Genomic DNA, 12,531 nt, shown 5'->3' with positions numbered 1-12,531 from the left:
CTGTTAAATATGAATTTTATTAAACTTATTCTGATTTGGACAAGTTTGCTGTTATTTTCAAACTTGTCCGCACAGGAACATCCTCTATGGATGCGTTACCCGTCCATAGCACCCGACGGAAAGACAATCGCTTTCTGCTACAAAGGAGATATTTTCCTTGTAGACGCTGCCGGAGGTAAAGCAACACAGTTGACAACCCATCCCGGCTATGACTATCATCCGATATGGTCGCCGGATAGCAAAACTATCGCGTTCACATCCGGACGTGACGGGGGGATGGATCTTTACACGGTACCGGTAAATGGCGGAACTCCTACCCGTCTGACGACGTTTTCCGGCAGTGCTACCCCGGAATGTTTCACGAATGACGGGAAAAATATTCTTTTCCGCGGCTCCCTTTTACCGGATCAAAAATACGGGCAATTCCCATCGGGAGGACAAGTATATTCAGTACCCGTGACCGGAGGTCGTCCGAAACAGGTATTGACTTTTGAAGCCTACGATATCTGTTTCTCGAAAGATGGTAATAAAATGTACTACCATGACTTGAAAGGATACGAGGACGAATGGAGAAAGCACCATACTTCTTCCGTGTGCCGCGACATTTGGGAGTATGATTTGAAAAACGGAGAATTTAAAAACCTGACAAACAAACAGGTAGAAGACCGTAATCCCGTGTTGGCGGCAAACGATAACACGCTGTATTTCCTAAGTGAACGTTACGGTAGTTTCAACGTGTGCAAAATGTCTTTAGACAACCCGCAAACGATTGAACAAGTAACGAAATTCACCAAACACCCGGTTCGTTTCCTTACCCGCTCGAATGAAGATGTATTGTGTTTCTTCTTTGACGGGGAAATCTATACCATGGCTCCCGGCAAACAACCCAAAAAAGTGAACATCAATATCGTGATGGACGACCCCGTCCCGGCTGTCAGTAAAATGAGTTGGTCCAACGGAGCGAGAGAAGTTGCCGTATCCCCGAACGGGAAAGAATTTGCCGTTGTCATCCGCGGTGATATTTTTGTTGCCAACGCTGAATTCGGTACCACCAAACGCATCACGAACACTGCCGCCCAAGAGCGCAACGTGAATTTCTCGCCGGACGGACGTTCCCTCGTGTACGCGTCCGAACGTGACGGACAATGGAATCTCTACATTTCCCGTATCAAAAACGCTGATGACCAATCTTTTGTTTACGCTCGTGAAATTGAAGAAGAACAACTCACGAAAGGCGGACAGGCTTGTTTTCAGCCTCAATTCTCCCCGGACGGGAAAGAAGTTGCCTATCTCGAAAACAGAACCGAAATCAAGGTACTTGATTTAAAAAGTAAAAAATCGAGAACCGTTTTACCGGCTAAATACAATTATTCTTACGCCGACGGGGATCAATCCTTTGAATGGTCACCGGACGGGCGCTGGATTCTGGCACAATTCTTCGAGGAAGGCGGTTGGCAACACCCGGACATCGCCCTCGTGAAAGCGGATGGCAAAGGAGAAATACACAATCTGACGAATAGTGGTTACACCGATGCCAACCCCCGTTGGGTGATGGGTGGCAAAGCTATTATCTGGTACACGGACCGCCAAGGTTTACGCAGCCACGGCAGCTGGGGAGCACAAGGTGATATCTACGGGCTTTTCTTGGATACCGATGCTTATGACCATTTCATCATGAGCAAGGAAGAACGGGCATTGGCTCAAGAACTGAAAGCCCAACAAGCTAAAAAAGAAAAGGCCGATACCTTGAAGAAAAACGATAAACAAGGCAAAGACACGAAGAAAAGCAAAGAATCCCCCGCCCTTCCTGAACTGAATTTCAACTTGCAAAACTTGGAAGACCGGATGATTCGTATGACAATTCACTCCTCCAACTTAGGGGATGCCATATTATCCAATGACGGAAACAAGCTGTACTATCTGGCTGCATTTGAAGGTGGTCACGATTTATGGGTGCACGATTTCGAGAATAACACTACCCGCATCTTATCAAAAACGGGACGCCGCGGAGCGTTAGAACTGTCGAAAGACGGGCGTACCCTTTATTTATTATCCGGCGGACAAATTTTCACGGTAAATCAAAGCAACGGGCAACTAAAACAATTGAATTACAAGGCTGATTTCGAGTGGAAACCGACAGAAGAACGTGCAAGTCTGTATAATCACGTGTGGCAGCAAGTGACAGATAAATTCTATGATAAAGACTTCAAAGGAGTTGATTGGCCATTTTATAAAAAAGCCTACGAACGTTTTCTGCCGCATATCAACAATGATTATGATTTTGCCGAACTTTTGGGTGAGATGCTGGGAGAATTGAACGCCTCGCACACGGGTGCCCGGTATTACGCCCGCTCAAATCGTGCGGCTACGGCTAACTTCGGTGTATTCTTCGACCAGCAGTTCAACGGTGACGGTTTAAAAATCAGCGAAATTATTGAACGGGGACCGCTGGATTTATCCGGGGACAAGATTACGGCAGGCATGATCATCCGGAAGATTGACAATCAGGATATCAAGAAGGGTGAAGATTACTTCGCTTTACTGGAAGGCAAAGCAGGAAAACGCACGATGCTAACTATCTACGACCCGATAAAGAAAAAAGAGTGGGAAGAATACGTGAAACCTATTTCCGCCGGCATGTTGAATCAATTATTGTATCAACGGTGGGTGAAACAACGCCAACACATGGTGGACAGCCTGTCAAACGGGCAAATCGGTTACATTCACGTTGCCTCTATGGATAGTCGCAGTTTCCGGAAAACATATTCTGAATTATTAGGTCGCTACCGGAACCGGAAAGCGGTTATCATCGACACCCGGTATAACGGGGGCGGCTGGTTGCACGAGGATTTGCTGCATCTGTTAAGTGGTAAACAATACGCGGAATTTGTTCCCCGCGGACAATTTATCGGTATCGATCCGTTCGCGCAATGGACAAAACCTTCAGCCGTGCTGATTAGCGAAAGCAATTACAGTAACGCGCATGGATTCCCATGGGCTTACAAAGAACTGGGATTGGGTAAACTGATCGGTATGCCTGTCCCGGGAACAATGACTGCCGTGTGGTGGGAAACCATGATCAATAATGTCACATTCGGTATTCCACAGGTGGGCATGAAAGATAATCAAGGTCGCATTCTCGAAAACATGCAACTGGAACCGGACATTAAAGTGTCTAATGATCCTGCAAGTGCAATGCAAGGACGTGATTTACAAGTTGAAGCTGCCGTGAAAGATTTGTTGAAGCAAATTAAATGACATGCTTATAAATAAAAAGAGTGGCGGGGAATCTTCTCCGCCACTCTTTTTATAGGGGTATTACTACTTTTTAGAAATCAACAACCAAGCATCCGCGAATTCCGGGTACTGCTCACGAATCCGCAACAATTCAGCCCGAGCGGGAGCCTCCTCGTCAAATCCGGCAATACTCACCCGACTCATTCCGGCTTCATTCCGCATAATGATACTGGTATATCCCATTCCGTTCAGTTTATTCCGCAAATTGATAGCGTTATTTTGATCTCCAAAACTTCCCACTATCACGTTATAACGTTTCAAAACATCCCCGTGCGTCATGGTTACCTTCTCCTCTTTCGAAACAACCGGTTTCGTGTTCTCTTTCTTGGTGGTCGTAGTTTGGGTTGTGGCTTGCACATCCTCTTTCACAACAACATTTTCAGTTTCCTCCTCCTCGAAAGGTGGTGCGTACACACGTTTGTTCGTACCGCAACTGACAGTTATAAATGCCAGTAATATTACAGATACAATAATTTTCATTTTTCCCAATTTTAAATGTTATCCAATTTTTTCTGTCTTTGAAAAAACAAAATTAATGATAATAACAACACTCCGATACATTTTTGAAATATTTTTCTGTTATCCGCCCTCAAACCTTCATGAGTATCGCTAATCAAATAAAGTATAATTTCTTTATACCAAAAAGTTTCAAAAAACCAACGATTAATAACACTACAAATATAAAAGATATCTGGAAACTTTTACTTAAAATTATTTTTTATCTAATATTTTTATTCACAAGCAAGAACGCCTAAATATCTTAATGATTTTGTTATCATAAAAGAATCAAGAAGATAGGTGTTATTAATCGTTGGTTTAAAGATACGGCATTTGTATGAGAGAGGAGTTCAATATCAATACTTTAGATCTAAATAATGATAAAGCATTTCATTATTTATACACCAAATATGCCGCAACATTGCGCTATTTTGCTGCAAAATACATCGAAGATGACACTATTGTTGAAGATGTAATTCAAGATGCCTTTCTTAACCTCTGGGAAAAACGCCAAGAATTCAAAACTGAAAATACCATAAAAGCATACCTGTACAAAATCGTGCGTAGTTTCTCGGTTGACACCATACGCCGCAGAAATATAGCCAACAGGTATGCAGAACGTGTCATCCGTGAAGAAGAAGATTACGATTTCTTTCTAGAGAATATTATAGAATCCGAAGTTTTCCAGATGATTCAAACGGTATTCAATCAACTCTCCCCTGCTTGTCGTGAAGTCTATCAATTAAGCCTTCAAGGAAAATCACACGAGGAAATCTCCCATTTACTCAATATCACCACCAACACGATAAAAAAACACAAAAACAACGCCAACCATTACATGCGAGAACAACTGAAGCACATATTATCTATATTATTATACATTTGAATTTCATGAATAAGCCAATCAAAAAGTCTTTATTACTTCTTCACCCACTTCACCGCATCCGCGAAAATCAATTGCCCCAGAAAAGCTCCTCTGTCTTGTAATGCAATTTTTACTTCTCCTTTTTGCAAAAAATATACCCCTATCGCCACCCAATCACTCCGCGGCATAGCAACATGCAGAGAGAAATCCTCTTTCCTTCCCTGATTATCTTCCAAGGTAAACTTCTTTTCTCCATACCGAGTAGAACTCATTAAAATATCCGCTTTATAATCCTGTTGTTCAAGAGTATAATAATACAATACTTCATTCGCTTGATATTGCAATCTGAAATCCAAATCGATTTGATAAACAAACACTTCATATTCTCCCTCCTCTGTTATAGTTGCCGTCCATTCCGCTCTCCCTTTTCCATTTTTTGTTTTCTTTCCCGTAAAACTCCGTATGGGGAATCCGTAAGCATCAATATATACAGAACTAATCCACCCGGGTACGTTATCGGTAAGAAAATCCACGCTTCCTCCTGCTTTTTGTTTATTACGATGTAATAATCTATTTAAAAATGTTTCCCTTGATTCGGATTCCGTGATTTGAAATCCCGCATCCTCGTTGTCCACAATAATCTCGCCTACCGGTTGTTTAAAACACGTGGTATCCAAAGGTTCCCGTCCTGCCTTTATCGACTTTCTCCTCGGTTCTTCCACAAAATTACACACGTAATCTCCCGGAATATTCCCGGCTAGATTCGTTTGCAAAATCATCCCCATGGCTCTTCGAGGCAATAAAAAATTAATTCGGGAACATTCCCCGGCATAAACGACAAAATTCCCCGCCTCAACCAAATCCCTCGTGCCATCCCCCTTATCCGTGTACACGGAAATAATTCCGTCCGCAACCGAAGGATTCCACACACTAAAAGAAGCGATTACGTCAGTCCCTTCTTCACTCATATATTGTCCTGCATCTTGAATATACAATGAAGCGACACCTCGTTCCTCGTACAACTCGCGTATGGCAGCCATAAACTCAAAACCTAATTCTCTCTTAAATTCTTCCGCCAAACATTCCAGGGAAACCCGGGAAAAAGAATTCCTTTGCCAAAAATCACGCATAAATGCCGCCAGCCTGTCCCCCGGTATCTCGGAAGTAATTTGTCTTCTCAAATAAGCACCTTTTAACCGGAAAATAGCATCAAGATAAGGTATCGCTTCCGGAGCTTCCAAAGCCTCCCGCAAGCTTCGGGAAGCCAAACAACGGATAGCTTTATGCTCGTTCGTTTCCCCCACCCGATACAGATTCCACTGCATGTCTACTCGCGTATCCGTTTGTATCTCGTTTACAATACGGTCAACAGCGGGAAAGACACTCGAATGTACATAACCGCTGAAATCCGAGAACATCGGAATGAGCGATGCCGGATTTTCAATCAATATCGAAACAATTTGTTTCCCAGCCACGAAATCCCATAAATCCATTCCTTCCAAAATACTAATCTCCTCACCCATATTAGCAGTACAAAAATTACGTATCATCTCCCCCTCGATATCCGTTCTTGACACTTCGGATGCCGCACCCACCCTCTCATCTGCTATCTCCTTCAATGGAAAATGATAAGATTGGTCACAATTATTTTCCGGCTTAAAGACCAGTTCCGGCTGTACCCGCTCACTTCTTTTTCTATTTTTCCCGCGATACGCACAAAAACCGACAGGAGTTTCCACCAAAGCCAATTTCCGGAAAGGATATTCCTTTCCGGCTAAACTTTCAAAATATTCCTTAGCTTCCCGTATACCTTTCTCAAGTCCTTCCCGAGTAGCTTCAACAGAAGTAAATAAAGTTCCGTCCTCCTTGAAGTAGTACAATTCAAAACAAACGCTGTCTACAATAATTTCCCGTTTATTGTACTCTCCTATACACAATGTAATTCCCGGTAAAGCATGATTATTCTTAAAGCAGGTAGTGTTACCCTTTCGAACCGCTTCTCCTTGAGAAATAACGGTATAAGACGAATCATGCGTAACCGTGAGCACGTAGTCTGTAAAATATTTTCCAACGAATTGTTGAGCAACAGGAGATGATGGAAATTCTTGTGTCGGATACCATAAACACTCCGGAGTCAATAATGTATAGTAGTCTTCCAGTAGAGCCGTGTGTTTCCCGTAACGCAAAATATTAGCACTCCATCGCGTATTGTAATATTCTTTGTCAGGGATATCCAAATAACAAACACTTTCGTCTATTTTGCCTGAATAATGGACTACAAAATCACGTTTCTCTCCCGGCATCAAGGGATATAATACACTCAACACGAAATCTTTTCTGTCAAAATTTACAATCATACCCTCCGTTTCGATTCGACAAACTCTTAACGCTGGATTCAAAAAAAGGAAGAACTCGTTCACTTCTCCCGAATGCGGGTTGCGAATTGTCAACGTGTCATTTACAATCATCTGTTTTTTATGCTGGCGATACACAATATGTTGCCGCAATATTTCCATCCGACTTCTCCCGGCATATTCCGCGTGCAATTTCACGTATTCTTGTCGTTTTTGCCTGTTTTTCTCAAAATAAAGATAATAACATCCTCCCATCCATATTCCCGCAAATACCATCACGTATCCCGCAAACCGTACCCTGTATATACTCTTGGACTCATTGGGAAGGCGTTTCGTCCTAAGCATCGCAAAAAACATAAAAGCAACCCCGAGTAAAGCAAACGCCAACCGTTGTGCAATATATGGGAAAAGTCCCACGTGTTGTTCCGTCACGTCTGAAAAAACATTAGGTATAGAAATAGCTAAATAATCCAAGCTACCATACAAACAACCCGATAAAACAAAAGCATTCAAAAACACATACCCGACTAGTAATGTAAATATTATAAATGAAGTCCTTAGTACACTTGTAATCCATAATGTCACCCCAACTAAAAAAAGTATGGTCGGCATAGTAAGCGTAAACAAATAAAATAAATACGGGAAAAAAGTAAACGGGGCATTCCCCAAAGAAATATGAAATATTAAGGCTATCACACAAACCAATACATCCAAAAGCAAAAAAAGCCCTATAATTGCAAGTAGTTTCCCGATAACGTAATCTGTGTTTTTATAAGGACGAACATAGAGGGATTCGCATGAATCCAAATGACGATTCCTCTGTATAAAATCTCCTGCTATAAAAACGATGAAAATTCCTTGTACAAAATTGAAAAGAAAAGCATTAACAAAGGGTACTGAACAAGATAATGCCTTCAGAAAATGAATGGTAGTATCTCCCTGTATAACCCATTGCAACGCCAAACTTCCGCAGACAGCTAAAAACACGAGAAAAATGAATAACCAATTTCTTCTTAGTATTTTAGCTTCATAACGACTAACTAATATGATTTGATTGATATGCATGATTCTCGTGCTTTTATAGTGAAAAATTTCTTTATTTAGAAAACTTTCTTATAACCAACCATACCCCACTCAACAACACAAGAACACCTCCCCCGATATACCACCACATGCAAGAAGAGTTCCCGCCATCAGACTTTTTCATCACCACGTCAGGGGACGAATTTACAATCCGATTTCTAAATTCAACTTCCGTTGATGCCGTTTCATATCCTTCTTTAGAAAAGACCAAAAAATATCTTCCGTGCTCCTCGACCCAGATTCTCTGAATCGAACCGTGTCCCGTAGTTTCTGCTTCTCCTTCAAATAAAAAATTATGCAAACTATCATAAACGGCGACATGCGGTTGCTCTATACAATTATTTTCTTCATCCATTACTCGGATCATAATTGTATATTTTGCTGTCTTCTGAGCCATCACCAAGGACCAACAGCATACAGATAAAACTAAAAATATCAACTTCATAGTATTATATAATATTCCATTAATTTACTTGCATGCTATAATCACCCTTGCCCCGGCCATTTATAAGGTGAATATATTGTCAAATAGAATACTTTCGTATTATAATCAACTATAAAACTTGTTGTAGGTTTAGGATCCAAAAAATGGGTAGGATTCTGAACAAACACATCACAATGATTAGCCGGAGATACCGTAAAATAAACTTCACCACTTTTATCAGTTGCACCAACATGCCAGCCTCTCCCAGCCTCATATATTCTCACTCTTATACCATTGAGACGAACTCCGTCTGTATCCAAAACCGTGATACAAACATTAGGACTTTTTTCTGTTAATGTACCAGATGTCAGAACTAAAAACATCATTATTATAAAATATCTCATAATACTTCTATTTAAATCAATAAACTTTATTTTCTACCAACATTTCAATCTCCTCCAAACTCGGGTTCTTTTCCAGCACCGCCCCATCCGGTGAAATCAAATACAATGTCGGGATAAATTCCACCTTATAATCGTCGCTCGTGTCGCTACCATTAATCTCTTTGTCAACGAGCAACTGCCGCCACAAGGGTTTATCCTCCTCAATGGCTTTCAGCCACTGGTCTTTCTTTTTATCACAAGAAATCCCGACCACTTCCACACCTAACTCTTGTAATCGAGGGTACTCCTTTTTCAACACTTTGGCTTTTGCCCGGCAGGGGGCACACCAAGAAGCCCAAAAGTCCACCAACAGGTATTTTCCCTTGTAGTCCGATAAAGACACAATATTTCCTTTCACGTCCGGCAATTTAAAATCCGGGGCTTGCCCTGTCAATTGTTTACTTTCCAACTCCTTGTATTTGTTCATGATTTCTTCCTTATCCTCGGATTCAGGCACCGTCCCCATCGCCTCGACAACTCGTTTAAACACTTTAAACTCCTGTTCAATCTTCCACATATTCTCCCGCACCAGCATCACGGCGATATTCGTTCCCTCGAACTCCTTAACAGCGTCTACAAGCAAATCGTTTCCTTTCCGCCACAACAACTCGTTCTCTCTCATCACCAATTGCGTATCCTCTTCATTCTTAGCATCCCGATATTTTTGCTGCAAGAGTTGTATCTCCAGCATATTACTATCCAACTTCAATAAATGTTCAGACAGACGGGACTGTCCCGTTCTTGGATTCTTTGAAAATATATATCCATGTTCTCCCCGCTGTTCCCAATAATATTCCCCGTTTTCGGGATAAAAAGGAATAGCTTGTCCCCGCTCTCCTATTTTCAGATACAATACCTGATCCGTTTCCTCGCCTTCGATTTTGAAGCTCCGATCTTCCGTCACTACACGACGGGCTAACGTGTCCGCTCCACGCCCGTCACGGGTGAGAAGCAACACCTCTTTCCCGATACTTGCTTCGGGCAACTTTCCACTCAATGTATAATTCGGGGAAGTACAAGCTACCCCCAACATGCTTAACAAGCCAAAACATATAATTCTCATGGCACAATTATTAGAAATTAAAGGGGATATCACACGTTCCCATGAATATCCCCCACCAACATAGTTACTTACGAATTTATTTTATCAGAAAGATCCCGGAAAATAGTCTAAACTTTTCATGGACATTTTAGGAGAAACATATTGCATTTTCACCACCTTTCCATCCCCTTCAAAAACATATTTCGGTTTCCCGTAGGCTTTTCCACCCAACACCTCGTAAAGATACACTTTATATTTACCAGCTTTATGAGTAGCTATTACCAAATAATCAAAATTATGCTCTTTATCGTCCGTCCACGTCCAATAACGATTACTTACATAAGTGATTTCTTCCCCTGTCGCGAAATCCTGCGGTTGTAGTTCTTCTTCCGTGTTTAACTCCGTGTCATACATGTATAACTTATTGTTATTAACGAAATAGATAACCTTCGCCGTTAATTCATTGGAAGCATACAACGTGGCAGTATTCAACTTGGAAGTCGAAGCTATTTCCGTTACTTTTCTAATCGGATTATAAGGGGCATCATCCAACACCATATTATATAAATAATGTTTCCCGGTAACATCCGCATCTTCAAAGAGAGCGAACCCGGTATTGACATTCCCTACATAATTCCGGACGAAAGCTTTCAATTTATGCTTGATCCCGTTAGGAACATACTTTTCTTCCTCTTGGCTATCTTTTACATTATTCAATAAAGCACTCAAACCGCCATTAAAATCCAAGTAAAGGAATCTGTCTTTCAACTCGTCAAAATAGAAATAATAGAATCCCATAAACACACCGCCATTCTTATTCGGTTTCGAATCCTCTTCATCATTCACCATAGCCGGGAACCCGAATTTTCCTGCACCTAATAATTGCTCGGTAGCTGCCTGTGCCGAGAAATAGGCGCCTTGATCGGATATATACCCGACACCATACATATTCCGCCATACGTAATAAGGTTTTTCTTCCGGGGCCACTCCACTATGAAACATCGTGTTATGCGTGTAAACCGTACTCATGTCCTCCATATTGATTATCCGTACATCATTATCCGTGCAAATCGTCAAGGCTTTGGTTATAACATATTTTCCGGTTGACTCGTCAATAAAGCAATACACCGGATCAATTCCCAAACTAACCGGACTCGCGGGGAGTGCTTCCCCATCCTTTTTCTGTAAGATATCGGTAATTTTACTATTGTCCCACATGTGCAAATCGATGTCCGTCGAATTACCCATATCTTTAAGCAAATAAAAACCTTCCGAGAACTTGGTAATTACTGACAACGACATCACGTGATAGACATCCATCCCATTTCCCTTATTCGTGATCCGAAGAGTCAAGTCATAATAACCCTGATTCACGTTCACCGGAAAATCCAACACGCGTTCATAACCAATCGTATCCAACTCTATTTTTATAATCTGCGAGGTAGTACCAGAACCTTTCGTCAGATTCAATGTCCACAAATACTCGAACTCATCACCGGCACGGTCAGAAGTAACGGTAGGTTCTATGTGCAACACGTCTTGAAAAGCAATCTTGGAATAGCTTTCTTCCAAACTGGTCGTCGTAACTTTACTAATTTCGACGTAATCGTAATTCCCTTTATCGTCGTAGCATGACGAAGCAAATACGACAAGCACCAAAAGGGTTAATATATAGCTGATTTTCTTTTTCATAACCGTATTCGTTTTATTACATTTCATATCGAGAGAATCTAACTAACGTTCCTTCCGTTTCTCCGGGTTCCGGGGCTTCACGCAACGGTCCCAAGCCATCTTCTGCCCGACGGGCATTCTCTTCCGCCAACTTTCTGGTAAAAAAATAGAACCAATAATCAGTCAACCCCATATCTACACTATTAGGTTCACCAACCAGTGAATAAAAGAAATCGTCGTTCATCTTAATTCCCATGTCGGCAGTGGCATCTATCATGAACTGATGTTTCACTTTCCCGTATTTCCCGGCAAAGTAATAAGATGCATAAAAATTCCAATATCGAGGTTGAGTCAATATATCCGCGATGGTAATCACCTTTTCTTGTAATGTTGAATACCCCGGTTCAAAATTCTCATTGCTGCCAATCTTGATTCTCAAAGTCACCTCTTTATCTTTCAAGGAAGGATCACGTTTTAAAACAACCGGAACACGAGCCTCATTCTTCCCGGCAGGAATCACGTAAAGCCCTTCCACGAGTGAATTATCAAACGCTATGTAATGCACATCCGCTTCGGCTTGATTTTCCCCCGTGCTCACTTGTTCCAAAACGAATTTACGCTCTTGATCCGCAATGTAGCCCATCGTCGTCACTTCCAACCACACGGTATCAAACACTTTTGTTTCCGGGTCGTAAACAAAAGTACGGGGAATCAATGTATCCGATTTCGTGTATGCCTCGTACACGAAATTCAGTCGATTCGTGCTTTCCTTGTACACCTCCACTTCGTCCTCGCAAGCGAACAAGACGAAAACAGGCAATAACAACATGGTATATTTCATCAATTTTTTCATA

General features: G+C 41.6%; 9 protein-coding genes. 2 read left to right on the top strand and 7 right to left on the bottom strand.

Going from position 1 to position 12,531, the window contains the following annotated elements; genetic code table 11:
* The first annotated feature begins 9 nt into the window (after positions 1-9).
* Positions 10-3,258 (top strand): S41 family peptidase, encoded by a 3,249-nt coding sequence (locus Q5866_RS10675; protein ID WP_303180173.1) that lies wholly within the window; start codon positions 10-12, stop codon positions 3,256-3,258.
* A 63-nt stretch (positions 3,259-3,321) separates the two neighbouring features.
* On the opposite strand, the gene Q5866_RS10670 is transcribed toward Q5866_RS10675, so the two are convergent.
* Entirely contained in the window at positions 3,322-3,777 is a 456-nt protein-coding gene (locus tag Q5866_RS10670; protein ID WP_099292534.1) for an SPOR domain-containing protein, read from the bottom strand.
* A gap of 355 nt (positions 3,778-4,132) precedes the next feature.
* On the opposite strand from Q5866_RS10670, the gene Q5866_RS10665 reads away from it, so the two are divergent.
* A complete protein-coding gene (locus tag Q5866_RS10665; protein WP_303180170.1) occupies positions 4,133-4,681 on the top strand; it encodes an RNA polymerase sigma-70 factor in 549 nt (182 codons plus the stop codon).
* A 32-nt stretch (positions 4,682-4,713) separates the two neighbouring features.
* Here the strand turns inward: Q5866_RS10665 and Q5866_RS10660 are convergent, their stop codons facing one another.
* The 6 genes from Q5866_RS10660 to Q5866_RS10635 all read right to left on the bottom strand — a co-directional run bounded on the left by Q5866_RS10660 (position 4,714) and on the right by Q5866_RS10635 (position 12,530).
* Entirely contained in the window at positions 4,714-7,533 is a 2,820-nt protein-coding gene (locus Q5866_RS10660) for a hypothetical protein (protein ID WP_303180168.1), read from the bottom strand.
* A gap of 577 nt (positions 7,534-8,110) precedes the next feature.
* Entirely contained in the window at positions 8,111-8,464 is a 354-nt protein-coding gene (locus Q5866_RS10655) for a hypothetical protein (RefSeq protein ID WP_303180166.1), read from the bottom strand.
* Positions 8,465-8,583: 119 nt separating this feature from the next.
* Positions 8,584-8,925 carry a hypothetical protein gene (locus tag Q5866_RS10650; RefSeq protein WP_227214747.1) on the bottom strand — a complete coding sequence of 114 codons (342 nt, stop codon included), beginning with the start codon at positions 8,923-8,925 and terminating at the stop codon, positions 8,584-8,586.
* 16 nt (positions 8,926-8,941) lie between these two features.
* Positions 8,942-10,027, bottom strand: coding sequence for a redoxin domain-containing protein (locus tag Q5866_RS10645; protein ID WP_303180164.1), 1,086 nt, complete (start codon positions 10,025-10,027; stop codon positions 8,942-8,944).
* Between the two features lie 84 nt (positions 10,028-10,111).
* On the bottom strand, positions 10,112-11,698 hold the full coding sequence (locus Q5866_RS10640; protein ID WP_303180162.1) for a PKD-like family lipoprotein: 1,587 nt from the start codon (positions 11,696-11,698) through the stop codon (positions 10,112-10,114).
* Positions 11,699-11,714: 16 nt separating this feature from the next.
* Positions 11,715-12,530 (bottom strand): DUF4843 domain-containing protein, encoded by an 816-nt coding sequence (locus tag Q5866_RS10635; RefSeq protein WP_303180160.1) that lies wholly within the window; start codon positions 12,528-12,530, stop codon positions 11,715-11,717.
* Position 12,531: the final 1 nt, after the last annotated feature.

Origin of the sequence: uncultured Butyricimonas sp., from assembly GCF_959596855.1 — a bacterium.
Classification (GTDB): Bacteria; Bacteroidota; Bacteroidia; order Bacteroidales; family Marinifilaceae; genus Butyricimonas; species Butyricimonas muris.
This window is presented reverse-complemented; position numbering and strand designations above follow the sequence as displayed.

What these genes read in the sequence shown, in the direction of transcription:
- Q5866_RS10675 (WP_303180173.1), top strand. Translation starts at nt 10, where the DNA reads ATGAATTTTATTAAACTTATTCTGATTTGGACAAGTTTGCTGTTATTT.
- Q5866_RS10670 (WP_099292534.1), bottom strand. Translation starts at nt 3,777, where the DNA reads ATGAAAATTATTGTATCTGTAATATTACTGGCATTTATAACTGTCAGT.
- Q5866_RS10665 (WP_303180170.1), top strand. Translation starts at nt 4,133, where the DNA reads ATGAGAGAGGAGTTCAATATCAATACTTTAGATCTAAATAATGATAAA.
- Q5866_RS10655 (WP_303180166.1), bottom strand. Translation starts at nt 8,464, where the DNA reads ATGATCCGAGTAATGGATGAAGAAAATAATTGTATAGAGCAACCGCAT.
- Q5866_RS10650 (WP_227214747.1), bottom strand. Translation starts at nt 8,925, where the DNA reads ATGAGATATTTTATAATAATGATGTTTTTAGTTCTGACATCTGGTACA.
- Q5866_RS10645 (WP_303180164.1), bottom strand. Translation starts at nt 10,027, where the DNA reads ATGAGAATTATATGTTTTGGCTTGTTAAGCATGTTGGGGGTAGCTTGT.
- Q5866_RS10640 (WP_303180162.1), bottom strand. Translation starts at nt 11,698, where the DNA reads ATGAAAAAGAAAATCAGCTATATATTAACCCTTTTGGTGCTTGTCGTA.
- Q5866_RS10635 (WP_303180160.1), bottom strand. Translation starts at nt 12,530, where the DNA reads ATGAAAAAATTGATGAAATATACCATGTTGTTATTGCCTGTTTTCGTC.